The sequence below is a fragment of the Spongiibacter sp. UBA1325 genome, from assembly GCF_002306875.1.
In the GTDB taxonomy this organism is placed as follows: Bacteria; Pseudomonadota; Gammaproteobacteria; order Pseudomonadales; family Spongiibacteraceae; genus Spongiibacter; species Spongiibacter marinus.
The window spans coordinates 26,836-42,489 of record NZ_DBTD01000002.1; the positions used below are offsets into that span (position 1 = coordinate 26,836).

The 15,654-nt window shown below is 56.9% G+C and carries 14 protein-coding genes; 11 read left to right on the top strand and 3 right to left on the bottom strand.

What is annotated here, in order from left to right; all coding sequences use genetic code 11:
* Positions 1-5: 5 nt before the first annotated feature.
* Positions 6-389: an outer membrane protein assembly factor BamE gene (locus B3K78_RS00675; RefSeq protein WP_239547741.1), complete on the bottom strand. Its 384-nt coding sequence runs from the start codon at positions 387-389 to the stop codon at positions 6-8.
* 74 nt (positions 390-463) lie between these two features.
* On the opposite strand from B3K78_RS00675, the gene fur reads away from it, so the two are divergent.
* The gene (gene fur / locus B3K78_RS00680) at positions 464-877 is read left to right on the top strand and encodes a ferric iron uptake transcriptional regulator (protein WP_027874169.1); all 414 of its coding nucleotides are present in this window, start codon (positions 464-466) and stop codon (positions 875-877) included.
* A gap of 33 nt (positions 878-910) precedes the next feature.
* On the opposite strand, the gene recN is transcribed toward fur, so the two are convergent.
* The gene (gene recN / locus B3K78_RS00685) at positions 911-2,578 is read right to left on the bottom strand and encodes a DNA repair protein RecN (RefSeq protein ID WP_204996138.1); all 1,668 of its coding nucleotides are present in this window, start codon (positions 2,576-2,578) and stop codon (positions 911-913) included.
* Between the two features lie 186 nt (positions 2,579-2,764).
* Here recN and grpE point away from each other — a divergent pair, with 186 nt between their 5' ends.
* From grpE to greA, 9 genes are all read left to right on the top strand, one after another.
* Positions 2,765-3,352: a nucleotide exchange factor GrpE gene (gene grpE / locus B3K78_RS00690; protein WP_414711275.1), complete on the top strand. Its 588-nt coding sequence runs from the start codon at positions 2,765-2,767 to the stop codon at positions 3,350-3,352.
* A gap of 134 nt (positions 3,353-3,486) precedes the next feature.
* On the top strand, positions 3,487-5,412 hold the full coding sequence (gene dnaK / locus B3K78_RS00695) for a molecular chaperone DnaK (protein ID WP_286693927.1): 1,926 nt from the start codon (positions 3,487-3,489) through the stop codon (positions 5,410-5,412).
* Positions 5,413-5,585: 173 nt separating this feature from the next.
* A complete protein-coding gene (gene dnaJ, locus B3K78_RS00700) occupies positions 5,586-6,716 on the top strand; it encodes a molecular chaperone DnaJ (RefSeq protein ID WP_027874165.1) in 1,131 nt (376 codons plus the stop codon).
* Positions 6,717-6,803: 87 nt separating this feature from the next.
* The gene (locus B3K78_RS00705; RefSeq protein WP_286693928.1) at positions 6,804-8,183 is read left to right on the top strand and encodes a YihY/virulence factor BrkB family protein; all 1,380 of its coding nucleotides are present in this window, start codon (positions 6,804-6,806) and stop codon (positions 8,181-8,183) included.
* Positions 8,180-8,992, top strand: a complete 813-nt coding sequence (gene dapB, locus B3K78_RS00710) for a 4-hydroxy-tetrahydrodipicolinate reductase (RefSeq protein ID WP_286693929.1) — start codon at positions 8,180-8,182, stop codon at positions 8,990-8,992. Before B3K78_RS00705 ends, dapB begins: the two co-directional genes overlap by 4 nt.
* A gap of 4 nt (positions 8,993-8,996) precedes the next feature.
* Positions 8,997-9,425 carry an acyl-CoA thioesterase gene (locus tag B3K78_RS00715; protein ID WP_286693930.1) on the top strand — a complete coding sequence of 143 codons (429 nt, stop codon included), beginning with the start codon at positions 8,997-8,999 and terminating at the stop codon, positions 9,423-9,425.
* A gap of 233 nt (positions 9,426-9,658) precedes the next feature.
* Positions 9,659-10,807, top strand: a complete 1,149-nt coding sequence (gene carA / locus B3K78_RS00720) for a glutamine-hydrolyzing carbamoyl-phosphate synthase small subunit (protein ID WP_204996145.1) — start codon at positions 9,659-9,661, stop codon at positions 10,805-10,807.
* Positions 10,808-10,879: 72 nt separating this feature from the next.
* A complete protein-coding gene (carB, locus tag B3K78_RS00725; RefSeq protein ID WP_204996146.1) occupies positions 10,880-14,101 on the top strand; it encodes a carbamoyl-phosphate synthase large subunit in 3,222 nt (1,073 codons plus the stop codon).
* Complete coding sequence (greA, locus tag B3K78_RS00730; RefSeq protein ID WP_286693931.1) at positions 14,098-14,583, top strand: transcription elongation factor GreA; 486 nt, start codon at positions 14,098-14,100, stop codon at positions 14,581-14,583. The genes carB and greA overlap by 4 nt, the downstream gene beginning before the upstream one ends.
* A gap of 19 nt (positions 14,584-14,602) precedes the next feature.
* On the opposite strand, the gene yhbY is transcribed toward greA, so the two are convergent.
* The gene (gene yhbY, locus B3K78_RS00735; protein ID WP_286693932.1) at positions 14,603-14,911 is read right to left on the bottom strand and encodes a ribosome assembly RNA-binding protein YhbY; all 309 of its coding nucleotides are present in this window, start codon (positions 14,909-14,911) and stop codon (positions 14,603-14,605) included.
* Between the two features lie 112 nt (positions 14,912-15,023).
* Between yhbY and rlmE the strand changes: the two genes are divergently transcribed.
* Entirely contained in the window at positions 15,024-15,647 is a 624-nt protein-coding gene (rlmE, locus tag B3K78_RS00740; RefSeq protein WP_204996149.1) for a 23S rRNA (uridine(2552)-2'-O)-methyltransferase RlmE, read from the top strand.
* The last annotated feature ends 7 nt before the right edge of the window (positions 15,648-15,654 follow it).

The following is a 15,654-nucleotide window of genomic DNA, read 5'->3' on the forward strand; positions in this document are numbered from 1 at the left end:
CCTGCTTATTCGCTAGCGGCTTGGGCGTCGGCCTCGGCGCTGCTGCTGCTAATTTTCCCCTCGGCTGAGGGTTTAACGTCGGTAACAATGCGCACCAGTTTGTCGCCCTGGAAGTACGCGCTGAGCTGATGGCGCTCGGCGGGCTTGCCTTCTTTATTCAGCGTGTACACATAATCCCAGCGGTCGGGGCTGAAGCTGTCGCGAATCAGCGGCGTGCCCATAACGTATTCAACCTGGCTGCGGCTCATACCGATTTCAAGCTGATCTACCATTTCCTGGGTGATGATGTTGCCCTGATCGATGGGCAGGCGGTAAACGCCGGGAAACTCCAGAGAGCTGCAGGCGCCAAGCAAAATTACCAGGCTGGCGGTAGCAATACGCAAAAACATAGTCAGGGTTCCAATCACTCGCAGAGGCAGGGATAATAGCGCAAACCTAAACACAACGCTAAGGTCAGTGGTTTATGTCAAGCGAAAATCAAGAGCTCCGCAAAGCTGGGCTTAAAGTCACCCTACCTCGGGTAAAAATTCTACAACTGCTTGAGCAGGCCGAAGCTGAAAATCAGCACTTCAGTGCGGAAGATGTCTACCGTTCGCTGATGGAGTCTGGTGAAGATGTGGGCCTGGCGACCGTTTACCGTGTTCTCACTCAGTTTGAGGCCGCCGGCTTGGTGGTGCGCCACAACTTTGAGGCCGGGCATTCCGTTTTTGAATTGGCCAAGGGCGAGCACCACGACCATATCGTATGTATGGAGAGTGGTGAGGTGATCGAGTTTTACGACGATGTCATTGAAGAGCGCCAACACAAACTGGTGGAAGAGCGCGGCTTTGAACTCGTCGATCACAGCTTGGTGTTGTACGTTCGTCCCAAGAAGTAACGCTTATCTTGCGGGCGGCGCTGCCGCCCGCGTTCAGTGGCGTATGCCGAGCATTTCTCTGGCGTGTGCCAAGGTGTTCTCGGTTATCGCTATCCCGCCCAGCATTCGGGCAATTTCCTCGATTTTTTGATCTTCTGCCAGCGGCTCCAGCTCGGTTCGCAAGGCCGTCTTGTTGCCGGTTTTCTTAACGCGAATATGGTGGTCGCCCTGGCTGGCCACCTGTGCCTGGTGGGTGACGCACAGCACTTGGCTGCGTTTGCCCAGGTCGTTGAGTAGCTGGCCGACAATTTCTGCGGTCGCCCCGCCAATGCCCACGTCCACCTCGTCGAAGACGATTGTCGGGACGGCGGCAACCTGGGCGGTGACGACTTGTATGGCCAGGCTGATACGCGACAATTCGCCGCCCGAGGCAATTTTATGCAGCGGGCCCATCGCGGCGTTGGGGTTGCTGCGAATGCGAATTTCGATGTCTTCGGCGCCGTGGCTGTGCGGCTCATCGTCAGCAAGAGGAATAATGGCAAACTCCACTTCGCAGTGTTTCATTGCCAGTTCGCCCAGTTTGCCCTCAATACGTTTTTTCATTTTTAACGCGGCGGCGCTGCGCAGCTTGCTCAGCTTCTTGGCTTTGCTCTGGTAGTTGCTGAGCGCCTGCTGTTGCTCCTGGCGCATGGCATCGAGCTTTTCATCGGTTGCGTCGAGCTGCTCGAGCTGGTGTTGCAGCGATTGTTGCAGCTCGGGAAGTTCTTCGGGTTGAATCTTGTGTTTGCGCGCGGTTTGGTAGATGGCGTCGAGCCGTTGTTCAACGTCTTGCAGGCGCTGGGGGTCCAGTTCCGTTTCGTCGGTGACGCGCTGCAGTTCGCTGGCGGCCTCTTCGATCTGAATGCGCGCGCTTTCAATCAGACTGATGGCGGCTTCTTGCGCTGGGTGGCCGTGCTGACAGCCGCTCAGTGACGAGAGCGCTTGATGCAAAATACCCATCGCGTTGACCTCGCCTTCGCGGCACAGCGCCAGGCTGTGGTGGTTAGCGGCCAGAATTTGCTCGGCATTGGCGAGCTGCTTTTGTTGGATCTCCAGTTCTTCAATTTCGCCGGGCTGAATATCGAGGCGCTCTAGTTCGTCGAGTTGGTAGCGCAGCAGTTGTTCCTGGGCGTTTTGCTCATCGAGGTGGCTTTCGAGTTCGTTGAGACGTTTGCTAATGCGCTGATAGCGCAGGCAGTCTTCCCCCAGTGAGCTGCACAGTTCGCTGGCGCCGGCAAAGGCGTCGAGCAGCTGGCGTTGATAGGGCTTTTTAAGCAGGGACTGATGGGCGTGCTGGCTGTGAATATCAATGAGCAGGCCGCCGAGCTCTTTGGTGTCGTTTACGGTGGCGGGCTGGCCGTTGATATAGGCGCGCGACCGCCCCTCTTTGGTGATTACTCGGCGCAGCCGGCATTCGTTGCCCGCTAGCAGCTCTCGCTCCTGCAGCCATTGGCGGGCCAGGGGAATATCGCTGATATCGAATTCGGCGTGGATATCGGCGCGTTCGGCGCCCGCCCGCACAACGCCGCTGTCTGCGCGGTCGCCCAGTGTCAGGCCGAGTGCGTCGAGCATGATCGATTTGCCGGCGCCGGTCTCGCCTGTTAATACCGTCATTCCCGGCTGTAGCTCGATTTCCAGGGCTTGGGTGATGGCGAAATTGCTGACGCTTAAATGAACCAGCATGGTGGCGGCTCCAAAATGAAGATGTATGGTTATTTATACAGTAGTTGGCTGTGCCCGCTCAAGCCCTGGTTGCGTTCCGGGAATTAAAAATACCGACGGCCTTGAAAAACCTGGCAGAGCCCCCATACACGGGGAAGCTCACCCTCGGGGTGCGGAAGTTATTGGGCGGCTGGGCCGTCCGGCGAAATGAAGGAGGCTGCTAAGGTGGCAGAGGAACAAGATAAAACAGCCGCGGCTGAAGAGCTGGCAGCGGAGCAGGCAGAATCGGTTGAGCAGGTTGCTGAAGAGCAGGGCGCCGATGCGGGAGATGATCTTCAGGCGCAGCTGGACGCCGCGCGTGAAGAGGCGGCCAATGCCAAAGAGCAGGCGTTGCGCGCTGTAGCAGAGGCGCAGAACGTACGTCGCCGCGCCGAGAAAGATGCCGAGAACGCGCGCAAGTTTGCGCTGGAGAAGTTCGCCGGGGATATGTTGAGCGTGGCGGACAACCTGGATCGCGCGCTTGCGGCTGCCGATACCGAAGACAAGGCGCTGAAGCCGATTCTTGAAGGTGTGGAGTTGACGCGCAAATCATTGCTGGATGCGCTGGCGCGCCACAATGTTGAACAGATCGATCCAACAGGTCAGCCATTTGACCCGGAATTCCACGAGGCGATGGCGATGGTGCCTAACCCGAGTGCGGAGCCGAACTCGGTGATTGATGTGATGCAAAAGGGCTACACCCTGAACGGGCGCCTGCTGCGCGCGGCTATGGTTGTGGTCGCGAAGGCGGAGTAACTGCCAAATATTCACACCTGAGATGTTGATGGCCGGCTTGAAATTGAGAAAAACGGACCAATATCTACAGCAAGAACAGAGTTTAACGGGGCCTGGGTGCCTCTCGCAGTAAACAGCGAATGCGGAGAAAAGTTATGGGTAAAATTATTGGTATCGACCTTGGCACCACCAACTCCTGTGTGGCGGTAATGGATGGCGACAAGGTAAAGGTTATTGAGAATGCCGAGGGTGGTCGCACCACGCCTTCTATTGTTGCTTACACTGACGACAATGAAATTCTGGTTGGTCAGAGCGCCAAGCGTCAGGCGGTGACGAACCCGAACAACACCCTGTATGCGGTTAAGCGCCTGATCGGTCGCCGCTTTGAGGACGATGTTGTTCAAAAAGACATCAAGATGGTGCCGTACACCATCAGCAAAGCCGACAACGGCGATGCCTGGGTTGAAGTAAAGGGTGAAAAGCTGGCACCCCCGCAGATCTCTGCGGAAGTACTGAAGAAAATGAAGAAAACCGCTGAAGACTACCTAGGTGAAAAAGTCACCGAGGCGGTTATCACGGTTCCTGCTTACTTCAACGATTCTCAGCGTCAGGCGACTAAAGACGCCGGCCGTATCGCTGGTCTGGAAGTGAAGCGGATTATCAACGAGCCGACGGCGGCTGCGCTGGCCTATGGTATGGACAAGGCCAAGGGCGATCGCACCGTAGCCGTGTACGACCTGGGTGGTGGTACCTTCGATATCTCGATCATCGAAATTGCCGAGGTGGATGGCGAGCACCAATTTGAAGTGCTGGCGACCAACGGTGACACCTTCCTGGGTGGTGAGGATTTTGACCTGCGCCTGATTGATTACCTGGCGGAAGAGTTCAAGAAAGAAAACGGTATTGACCTGAAAGGTGACTCGCTGGCAGTTCAGCGCCTGAAAGAAGCGGCTGAAAAAGCGAAGATTGAATTGTCTTCCAGTCAGCAAACCGAGGTTAACCTGCCTTACATCACGGCAGATGCCACCGGTCCTAAGCACTTGGTTGTTAAATTGAGCCGTGCCAAGTTGGAGTCGCTGGTTGAGGATTTGGTGAAGCGTTCGCTGGAGCCAATGAAAACGGCGCTGCAAGATGCCGGTTTGTCTGCCTCTGAAGTTGATGAGGTGATTCTGGTTGGTGGTCAGACGCGTATGCCGCTGGTGCAGTCTAAAGTGACTGAATTCTTCGGCAAAGAGCCGCGCCGTGACGTGAACCCGGATGAGGCCGTTGCGATGGGTGCTGCCCTGCAAGGTGCGGTACTGTCGGGTGATGTAAAAGACGTATTGCTGCTCGACGTCACCCCGCTGAGCCTGGGTATTGAAACCATGGGTGGTGTGGCAACACCGCTGATCGAGAAGAACACGACTATCCCAACGAAGAAGTCGCAGGTGTTCTCGACCGCGGAAGACAACCAGACTGCCGTAACCATTCACGTGGTTCAGGGTGAGCGTAAGCAGGCGTCGGCGAACAAGTCACTCGGCCGCTTCGACCTTGCAGACATTCCGCCGGCACCGCGCGGCCTGCCGCAGATCGAAGTGACCTTCGACATCGACGCCAACGGTATTTTGCATGTATCGGCCAAAGACAAGGCAACTGGCAAGGAGCAGTCTATTCGCATCACTGCTTCCAGCGGCTTGAACGAGGACGAGATCGAGCAAATGGTGCGCGATGCCGAGGCGAATGCCGAAGCTGATAAGAAGTTTGAGGCGCTGGTCACTGCGCGCAACAACGCCGAAGGTCTGGCTAACGCGACTCGCAAAACGCTGGAAGAAGCTGGCGATAAGGCGAGTGACGAAGAGAAGTCAGCCATCGAGGCAGCACTGGTGAAAGTTGACGAGGCCGTTAAAGGCGACGACGTCGAGGCTATCGAAGCGGCTGCCAAAGAGCTTAGCGAAGCCTCTGCTGGCCTGGCGCAAAAGATGTACGCCGAGCAAGCGGCAGAAGCGGAAGCGGCGGGCGGTGAGCAGCCTGAAGCCTCAGCGGCCGGCGACGACGTTGTCGATGCGGAGTTTGAAGAAGTCAAAGACGACGACAAGAAGTAAGCAGTGGGCGGGGCTCTGCCCCGCGTTGCTGGCGTGAACGGGAGAAGGGAGGCGCTAAAACCTTAGGGTTTTGCAGGGCGTTTGGCCCGCTCCCGTTTCGCGTGTGATGAGAGATTGAATTTTTACTGGGCTTGCGGGGTTTGTCTGCGCCCAACACAGCGTGAAGCGAGACGATGTCAAAACGCGATTACTACGAAATACTGGGCGTGTCCCGAGATTCGGACGAGAAGGAAATTAAAAAAGCCTATCGCCGTATCGCCATGAAGAATCACCCGGACCGCAACCCGGATGACCCCAAGGCGGAAGATATTTTCAAAGAGGCGACAGAGGCCTACGAGGTGCTGTCGGATTCTGAGAAACGCTCAGCGTATGACCGCTTTGGTCACGACGCGGTAGGTGGCGGTGCCGGAGGTTTCGGTGGCGGCGCAGGTGGCGCTGGCTTCAGCGACATCTTTGGCGATGTTTTTGGCGATATCTTTGGCGGCGGTGGCGGGGGACGTCAGCGTGGCCCGCAGCGCGGCGCGGATCTGCGCTACACGCTTGAGATCGATCTTGAGCAAGCGGTGCGCGGAACAACGGCGAAAATCCGTATTCCGACTCTGGTGTCGTGTAAAACCTGTGACGGCAGCGGTGCCAAGAAAGGCTCGACGCCGCTTACCTGCGGAACCTGTAATGGCGTGGGTCAGGTGCGCATGCAGCAGGGCTTCTTTGCTGTGCAGCAAACCTGCCCCAATTGCCGGGGTAGCGGGACGATTATTTCCGACCCGTGTAATGACTGTCATGGCCAGGGCCGGGTAGAGGAAACTAAGACGCTGTCGGTGAAAGTGCCGCCCGGCGTTGATACTGGCGACCGCATTCGCCTGAGCGGCGAGGGCGAGGCTAGCCCCGACGGCGGCCCCGCTGGCGATTTGTATGTGCAAATGTCAGTGCGTCCACACCCCATTTTCAAGCGCGATGGCAAGCACCTTCACTGCGAAGTGCCCATTGGTTTTGCCGACGCGGCGCTCGGTGGCGAGCTGGACGTGCCCACCCTTGATGGCCGCGTAAAACTGAAGATTCCCGCCGAGACGCAAACGGGTAAGTCTTTCCGCCTGCGCGGCAAGGGGATTACGCCGGTTCGTGGTGGCAGCACTGGTGACTTGATCTGTAAGGTGGTTGTTGAAACGCCGGTATCGCTGAGCAAGCGCCAAAAGGAGCTGCTGCAAGAGTTCCAGTCAACGCTGGATGGCGATGACAAGCAGTCACCGCGCAAGAAAAGCTGGTTTGACGGGGTTAAAGACTTCTTTGACGACATGAAGCTGTAAATAGTTGAGGGGAGGGCGGCCTCCCCTCGACTTGCCTCGCATTTTTCTCCATCCTGAGACCCTGGTATCCGGGTTGGACGACACACTATGGAAAAAACCCTCAATCGCTTTGTTGCTGAGTCGCTTTGGTCGCCGGAGGTTGCCAATTACAGCCCTTGGCGGCGCCGGTGCGTGCATATCTTGCGTTACGTGTATGTGGTGTTGGATGACCTGGCCAAAGGCGAGCTCACGCTGCGGGCGATGAGTTTGGTGTATACCACGCTGCTTTCTCTGGTGCCGATGCTGGCGGTGAGCTTTTCTGTGTTGAAGGCCTTTGGCATGCACAACAAGCAGCTGGAGCCTATCATGCTGCAGTTCCTGGCGCCGATGGGTGAGCAGGGTGTGGAGATCACTCAAAAGATCATTGGCTTTATCGACAATGTGAAGATCGGTGTGCTGGGAACCTTCGGTATTGCGCTGCTGTTTTACACCGCGATCTCGCTGATTCAAAAGATTGAGGGAACGTTTAACTATATCTGGCGCCTGGAGCAGCATCGCAGTATTGGTCGACGCTTTGCCGACTATGGCAGTGTCATGCTGATCGGCCCTTTGTTGGTGTTTTCGGCGATCGGTCTGTCTGCCAGCGTATTGAGTGGCCGCGCGGTGCAGGAGGCGAGTGAATACCTGCCCTTTGTGACCCACGTGGTATCACTACTCACCAAGGCGGCGCCGTACATCATGATTATCGCCGCGTTTACCTTCTTTTATATGTTTATTCCCAACACGCGAGTGACATTCCGCGCGGGCGCGATGGCGGGGTTGGTGTCGGGGGTGTTGTTCCAGAGTCTGGGGTGGGGCTTTGGTAGCGTGGTGGTGTCGGCGAGCGACAGCGGTACCTATGCGATCTACTCCGGCTTTGCGATATTGATCCTGTTTATGATGTGGATGTACATCAGTTGGCTGATCCTGCTGGTGGGCAGCAGTGTTGCTTTTTATGTGCAACATCCCGAATATGTCGTCCCTTCCAAGCGCAGCGGCGATATGAGTATTCGCCAGCAGGAAGATTTGGCGTTAAATATTATGGCGGTGCTGGCGCAGCGCTATTATGAAGGGCGTCGGCCGATGTCGGCCTCGGACTATGTGCTGCGGTTGCGGGTGCAGATTCAGGGCGTAACGCGGGTGCTTCGCGCATTGACCCGGGCTGGTCTTATCACTGAAAACAGCGATGATCCGCCGCGCTACCTGCCCAATGCGCCTCTGGAAAAAGTGCGCCTGCAAGAAGTGCTGGAGGCGGTGCGCAATGAAGGGGGCGAGGGTTTTGTCTCCGCGGCGCGACCGCGTAGGGCGGTTACCGGGGTAGAGGCAGTGCGCAAGAATATTGATGATGCGGTGTCGTCGGTACTGGCCGAGAAAAGTGTAAAAGATATGGCTTTGGCAGAGGCGTCGCCAGAGCTAGAAGAATTAGGTAATCAACTGGGTAAATCATGACTGTAAAAATTGCTGTGACGGGCGCTGCGGGGCGCATGGGTAAAACCTTGATAGAGGCGATAAGCGTGGCCGAGGGCTGCGAGCTTAGCGCCGCATTGGAGCGCCCGGAAAGCAGCTTGATTGGTGCCGACGCCGGTGAGCTGGCGGGCTTGGGTAAGTGCGGCGTGCTGGTGGGCGCCGATATTGCTGCAGTTGTTGATGATTTTGATGTGCTGATCGACTTCACCGCGCCACTGGCTACCCTGGCTAATGCCGAGGTGTGTGCAAAGGCAGGCAAGGGCATGGTCATTGGCACAACCGGCTTTGATGCTGGGCAAAAAGCCGAGTTAGAGCGCCTTATTGCGCCGATAGCGGTGTGCCAGGCTTCCAACTTCAGTACCGGGGTGAATCTCTGTTTCAAGCTGTTGGATATGGCGGCCCGCGTACTGGGTGACGATGTTGATATCGAGGTTTATGAGGCTCACCATCGCCACAAAGTTGATGCGCCCTCGGGTACTGCGCTGAGCATGGGGCAGGTTGTTGCCGATGCCCTGGGACGCGACCTTGATAAAGTCGCTGTGTATGGCCGGGAGGGACAAACCGGGGCTCGCGAGCGCGAAACCATTGGCTTTGCCACGGTGCGTGCCGGCGATATTGTTGGCGATCACACGGTGATGTTTTCCGCCGAGGGCGAGCGCGTTGAAATTACGCACAAGGCCAGCTCCAGAATGTCATTCGCGCGCGGTGCCGTGCGGGCGGCGGCGTGGCTGAAGTCGCAGGCCGCCGGCCGCTACGATATGCAGGATGTGCTCGGCCTGAAAGCGGATTAAGTCAATGGCAAAGCTAGAGTTTGCGGTGCCCGAGGTCTTCCCGTTCAGCACCGATATTGCGTTGTTGCGCAGCCATATTAACGCCGGCAATCACCTGGGTAACGATGCCTTGGTGAGTTTGCTCAACGAGGCGCGCGGGCGCTTCCTGGCAAGTCGCAGTGTTCGCGAGGGTGGTCGTGACGATGGCCTGGGTATGGTGAATGCAGATATGGCGGTGCGCTACTTAAGCGAAGCTCATTACGGTGAGGTATTGCGCTTTGACGTTGCCGCCAGCGACTTTCATCGCTGCGGTTTTGATATCGCCTACCGAGTCAGCGATGTGAGCTCCGGCCGCGCGGTGGCGGTGGCGAAAACGGCCCATCTGGTGGTTTCTCCCGAGCTGGGGCGTGCTGTCGATGCGCCCGCGGAGATGGTCGCGGCTCTCAAAGGGTAATAGTTACACCGTGAGCGTGTCGGTCGCGGTGGATTCTGCTGCCAACTTCGCGTAAAATTTCTTTTCAGATTTGGGCGCCGGGTTTAATCACCCGAGACCCCGTAAAAAAGCGAGATGGGGATTCACCGCATCTCGCTTTTTTGCACGCGTATTTTCCTCTGTGGTTCCCTGGTTATCGTTCCGACGGCTGTCGGCGGTGACTCTCGGCCGCAAGTCTGATCCAGGAGGTTATCTTGACGGTTACAGCCATACTCGCCCTAGAAGACGGCAGTATTTTTCGGGGTGTTGCAATCGGTGCGCACGGGCACTCGGTTGGGGAGGTGGTGTTCAATACCGCCATGACGGGTTATCAGGAGATTCTCACCGATCCCTCCTACGCGCGTCAGATCGTGACGCTGACCTATCCCCATATCGGCAATACCGGCGTTAACTCAGAAGACGAAGAAGCGGCAGAAATTTGGTCTGCGGGCTTGGTTATTCGCGATTTGCCCATGTTGGCGAGCAGTTTCCGCAGCGAGCAAAGCCTGTCTGACTATCTGCGCGCGCGCAATATAGTCGGCATCGCCGAGATAGATACCCGCCGCCTGACGCGTATTCTGCGCGACAAGGGTGCTCAGGGTGGCTGTCTGCTGGCCGGTGATGACCTCGGCGCGGAAGATGAAGCCAAAGCACTGGAATTGGCAAAGGGCTTTGCAGGCCTGAAAGGCATGGATCTGGCGAAAGAAGTGACCACTGCCGAGCGCTATGAGTGGCGCGAAAGCACATGGCAGCTGGGCGAGGGTCATAAAGTCCTGGGCGATGACGACTTGCCTCACCATGTTGTTGCCTATGACTTCGGCGTAAAGCGCAATATTTTGCGCATGTTGGCCGACCGCGGCTGTCGCCTCACCGTGGTGCCTGCAACCACGCCAGCAGCTGATGTACTGGCGATGAATCCCGATGGGGTCTTCCTGTCCAATGGCCCGGGCGATCCAGAGCCCTGTGACTACGCCATCGCTGCGATCAAAGACATTCTCGACGCCGACTTGCCGGTCTTCGGCATCTGCCTGGGGCACCAGCTGCTATCGTTGGCATCAGGTGCAAAGACCATGAAGATGAAGTTCGGCCACCACGGCGCCAACCATCCGGTTCAGGACTTAAAAACCAAGGTGGTACACATCACCAGTCAGAACCACGGCTTTGCCGTTGATGAAGACAGCTTGCCGGCGACCATGACGGTGACCCACAAGTCGCTGTTTGATGGCTCCTTGCAGGGGGTTGAGCGCAATGACAAACCTGCGTTTGGCTTCCAGGGACACCCAGAAGCTAGCCCGGGGCCGCATGATATTGCGCCCTTGTTTGACCACTTTATTGAGTTAATCCAGGCCAAGAAGGCCGGTTGAGACTATCGGATTGCGTCCTGCGCAACCGGGGGCGGCAGTAGCCGCTCTCGCTGAGCGTAAAGCGGAGACAACATGCCCAAAAGAACCGACATAGAATCCATTTTGATCCTGGGTGCCGGCCCGATTGTCATCGGCCAGGCCTGTGAGTTTGACTACTCCGGTGCGCAAGCCTGTAAGGCGCTGCGCGAAGAGGGTTATCGCGTTATTCTGGTGAACTCCAACCCGGCCACCATCATGACCGACCCGGCAATGGCTGATGCCACCTACATTGAGCCGATTGCCTGGCAGACTGTTGAAAAAATCATCGAGAAAGAGCGCCCCGATGTACTGCTGCCAACAATGGGTGGGCAGACAGCGTTGAACTGTGCGCTGGACCTGGATCGCGAAGGCGTACTGGAGAAGTACGGCGTAGAGATGATCGGCGCCAAGAAAGACGCCATCGACATGGCCGAAGATCGCCAGTTGTTCGATCAAGCGATGAAGCGTATCGGCCTGGAAACGCCGCGCTCTGCGATTGCACACAGCATGGAAGAGGCGCTGCAAGTTCTCGACTCCATCGGTTTTCCGGCGATTATTCGTCCGTCGTTCACAATGGGCGGCAGCGGCGGTGGTATTGCCTATAACAAAGAAGAGTACGTGGAGATTTGTACCCGCGGCTTGGATTTGTCGCCCACCAACGAGCTGTTGATCGATGAGAGCCTGATCGGCTGGAAAGAGTTTGAAATGGAGGTGGTGCGTGATCGCAATGACAACTGCATCATCATTTGTGCCATCGAAAACTTCGACCCGATGGGTGTGCACACCGGTGACTCGATTACCGTTGCCCCCGCGCAAACGCTGACGGATAAAGAATATCAAATCATGCGAAATGCCTCTTGCGCGGTGCTGCGTGAGATTGGTGTTGAAACGGGCGGTTCGAACGTCCAGTTTGGTATGAACCCGAAAGACGGCCGCCTGGTGGTGATTGAGATGAACCCGCGGGTGTCTCGTTCATCGGCATTGGCCTCGAAGGCCACCGGCTTCCCAATTGCTAAAGTCGCTGCCAAGTTGGCGGTGGGTTACACCCTCGATGAGCTGCAAAACGACATTACCGGCGGCGCAACGCCTGCGTCATTTGAGCCGAGCATCGACTATGTCGTGACCAAGATTCCGCGCTTTACCTTTGAAAAGTTCGGCGAAGCACAGACCAAGCTGCATACGCAGATGAAGTCGGTCGGAGAGGTGATGGCGATTGGCCGCACCTTCCAGGAGTCTGTGCAAAAGGCACTACGTGGTCTGGAAGTAGGCTCTGCCGGCTTCGAGCACAAGATTGATGTTGATCGCGACGATGCTCGCGATGTGTTGATTGCCGAGCTGACCAACCCCGGTCCCGAGCGCATTTGGTATGTGGCTGATGCTTTCCGTGCTGGCATGTCGGTGGAAGAGGTGTACGAGCACTCGTGGATCGACCCCTGGTTCCTGGTGCAGATTGAAGACATTGTTAAGTCTGAAAACGCCCTGAAGAAGGTGGCGCTGTCGGATATTGACGAAGCGCTTATGCGTCGCCTCAAGCGCAAAGGTTTCAGCGATCAGCGCTTGTCCGTGCTGCTGGCAGTGAGTGAGCGGCAATTGCGCGCCCGCCGTCACGCACTGGGCGTATTGCCGGTGTACAAGCGGGTGGATACCTGTGCGGCAGAGTTCGCTACATCTACGGCGTATATGTACTCAACCTACGAGGAAGAGTGCGAAGCCCAGCCAAGCGAGCGCGAAAAAATTCTGGTTATCGGTGGCGGTCCAAACCGCATCGGTCAGGGCATCGAGTTTGACTATTGCTGCGTGCACGCGGCATTGGCCATGCGCGAAGACGGTTACGAAACCATTATGGTGAACTGTAACCCCGAGACGGTTTCTACCGACTACGATATTTCCGACCGCCTGTATTTCGAGCCAGTAACGCTTGAAGATGTGCTGGAGATTGTGGCGAAAGAAAAGCCCAAGGGCGTGATCGTGCAGTTTGGTGGGCAGACGCCACTTAAGCTGGCCCGCGACCTCGAAGCTGCCGGCGTGCCGATTATTGGTACCAGCCCTGAGGCGATTGACCGTGCTGAAGACCGCGAGCGCTTCCAGCAAATGATTGAGCGCCTGAACCTCAAGCAGCCTCCCAACACTACGGTGCGTTCTGAAGAGGCGGCATTGGCCGCTGCGCAGAAAATTGGCTATCCATTGGTTGTTCGCCCATCGTATGTATTGGGTGGTCGCGCCATGGAGATTGTCTACAAAGAGGAAGAACTGGAGCGCTACATGCGCGAAGCAGTGAAGGTGTCCAACGAGTCGCCGGTACTGCTGGATCACTTCCTTAATGCGGCAGTAGAGGTCGACCTCGATGCCGTGTCAGACGGCAAGCAGGTGGTGATTGGCGCCATTATGCAGCACATCGAGCAGGCGGGTGTTCACTCGGGTGACTCGGCGTGTTCGCTGCCGCCATATTCGCTCGATGCCGAAACGCAGGACAAAATGCGCGAAATGGTCAAGCGCATGGCCTTGGAGCTTGGCGTTGTCGGCCTGATGAACGTGCAGCTGGCAGTGCAGGATGGCGAGATCTACGTGATCGAGGTCAACCCGCGCGCTTCGCGTACCGTGCCCTTCGTTTCCAAGTGTATTGGTCTGTCTTTGGCCAAGGTGGCCGCGCGCTGCATGGCGGGTACCAGCCTTGCTGAGCAAAACTTTACCGCCGAGCGCGTGCCCGATTACTACTCGGTGAAAGAGGCGGTTTTCCCCTTCAATAAATTCCCCGGTGTCGACCCGATTCTCGGGCCCGAAATGAAGTCGACGGGCGAGGTTATGGGCTTGGGCGAAAGCTTCGCAGAGGCCTTCTCTAAGGCGGCTCGCGGTGCTGGCGAAGTCTTCCCAACCGAAGGTCGTGCCTTTATCTCGGTGCGTGACCCAGATAAGGCGGGCGCTGTTGCGGTAGCGAAGCAGTTGCTGGAGTTGGGCTTTGAGCTGTGCGCGACTCGCGGAACGCACAAAGTCCTGGCCGATGCGGGCCTGGCTTGCCAACGCGTGAACAAGGTAATGGAAGGGCGTCCGCATATTGTCGATATGGTCAAAAATGGCGATATTGATCTGATTATCAATACCACTGAAGGTAAGCAGGCGATTGCCGATTCATCGCTGATTCGCCGCTCTGCTCTGCAGAATAAGGTGAGCTACACCACGACGCTGGCGGGGGCGGAAGCCATTTGCCAGGCGCTGGTATTCGGCGCTGAGCGTACGGTGCGTCGCCTGCAGGATGTGCATGAGGAGTTGGTAAAATGAGTCAGCAAACCCCGATGACGGTGGCCGGTGAGCAGGCGTTGCGCGATGAGCTCAAGCGCCTGAAAACGGTTGATCGCCCTCGCATTACTCAGGCGATTGCCGAGGCCCGTGAGCACGGCGACTTGAAAGAAAACGCCGAATACCATGCTGCGCGTGAGCAGCAGGGTTTCTGTGAAGGTCGTATTCAGGAAATTGAAAGCAAGCTATCCAATGTGCGGGTGATTGATATCACCACAATTCCCTGTACCGGCAAGGTGATTTTCGGCACCACTGTGTCGCTGATCAATTGCGACACTGACGAAGAAGTAACCTACCGCATTGTTGGTGAGGACGAGGCCGACGTGAAGGCGGGTAAGATCTCTGTTACGTCGCCGATTGCGCGCGCCTTGATCGGTAAGGAAGAGGGTGATGTGGCGGTAGTTGCTGCCCCCGGTGGCGACATCGAATACGAAATCGACCAGGTGCAACACCTCGCAGAGTAGCGCCGCACAGCGCGCCGATTTAGGCGCGCAGCAAGTTTGACAGGCGCGGGTTGGGCTTTTTCGCGGCGCGGTAGACCAGCGCTATTTTACCGATAGCCTGTACTAGCTGTGCGCGGCTTCCCTCGCACAGTTGATCGATCAATTCGCGCCGCTCGCCTGGATCGGCAACATTGACTTTGACCTTGATCAGTTCGTGGTCCTCCAGGGCCCGCTCCAGTTCCTGCTCCACACCTTCACTCAAGCCTCGGTCGCCAATCATCACAACAGGGTTGAGTTTGTGGCCAATGCTGCGCAGATGTTTTTTGTCGCTGGCGGTGAGTGCTTCCATAAGTATCTAGCCGTGTTGGTTTACGGGAGCGTTATTGTACGGGAAAGGTATACTGTTAGCGATACGCCCGTTTTGGGCCTTGGCCCGTTTACATACAAAAAAGGGAAATGCGGTGGCAAAACGATCTTCTTCTAGTGGTGCATGGCTGAAAGAGCACTTTGATGACCACTACGTGAAGCGCTCCCAAAAGGAGGGCTATCGCTCGCGCGCCTGTTATAAGTTACTGGAAATTCAAGAAAAAGACCGTCTGATAAAGCCTGGGATGTGTGTTGTTGATCTGGGCTGCGCGCCGGGTGGCTGGTCCCAGGTAGCGGCCGAACTGGTGGGTGACCGGGGGCGTGTATTGGCCTCAGATATTCTGCCGATGGATACACTGGCTGGCGTTGAGTTTATTCAGGGTGATTTTACCGAAGAGTCGGTATTCAACGAGCTGCTCGCCGCGCTGGGCGATCAGCGGGCCGACCTTGTAATTTCCGATATGGCCCCCAATATGAGTGGAGTGAAGGACGTGGATCAGCCCCGCTCTATGTATTTATGTGAGCTGGCCCTTGATATGGCGGCTCATGTGCTCCGCCCTGGTGGCGATTTCGTAACAAAGATATTCCAGGGCGAAGGCTTCGAGGCGTATTTTCGAGACATGCGCAGCCGCTTTGACAAGGTGATAACGCGCAAGCCCGCGGCATCGCGGCCGCGCTCGCGTGAAGTTTATTTGCTGGGGCGTGGCCTCAAGGCCTAATGGTGCT

Bases quoted from the DNA above. Each gene is read 5' to 3' on its own strand.
- B3K78_RS00675 (WP_239547741.1), bottom strand. From the start codon at position 389: ATGTTTTTGCGTATTGCTACCGCCAGCCTGGTAATTTTGCTTGGCGCC.
- dnaK (WP_286693927.1), top strand. From the start codon at position 3,487: ATGGGTAAAATTATTGGTATCGACCTTGGCACCACCAACTCCTGTGTG.
- dapB (WP_286693929.1), top strand. From the start codon at position 8,180: ATGACTGTAAAAATTGCTGTGACGGGCGCTGCGGGGCGCATGGGTAAA.
- yhbY (WP_286693932.1), bottom strand. From the start codon at position 14,911: ATGGAAGCACTCACCGCCAGCGACAAAAAACATCTGCGCAGCATTGGC.
- fur (WP_027874169.1), top strand. From the start codon at position 464: ATGTCAAGCGAAAATCAAGAGCTCCGCAAAGCTGGGCTTAAAGTCACC.
- greA (WP_286693931.1), top strand. From the start codon at position 14,098: ATGAGTCAGCAAACCCCGATGACGGTGGCCGGTGAGCAGGCGTTGCGC.
- B3K78_RS00705 (WP_286693928.1), top strand. From the start codon at position 6,804: ATGGAAAAAACCCTCAATCGCTTTGTTGCTGAGTCGCTTTGGTCGCCG.
- carB (WP_204996146.1), top strand. From the start codon at position 10,880: ATGCCCAAAAGAACCGACATAGAATCCATTTTGATCCTGGGTGCCGGC.
- B3K78_RS00715 (WP_286693930.1), top strand. From the start codon at position 8,997: ATGGCAAAGCTAGAGTTTGCGGTGCCCGAGGTCTTCCCGTTCAGCACC.
- dnaJ (WP_027874165.1), top strand. From the start codon at position 5,586: ATGTCAAAACGCGATTACTACGAAATACTGGGCGTGTCCCGAGATTCG.
- recN (WP_204996138.1), bottom strand. From the start codon at position 2,578: ATGCTGGTTCATTTAAGCGTCAGCAATTTCGCCATCACCCAAGCCCTG.
- grpE (WP_414711275.1), top strand. From the start codon at position 2,765: ATGAAGGAGGCTGCTAAGGTGGCAGAGGAACAAGATAAAACAGCCGCG.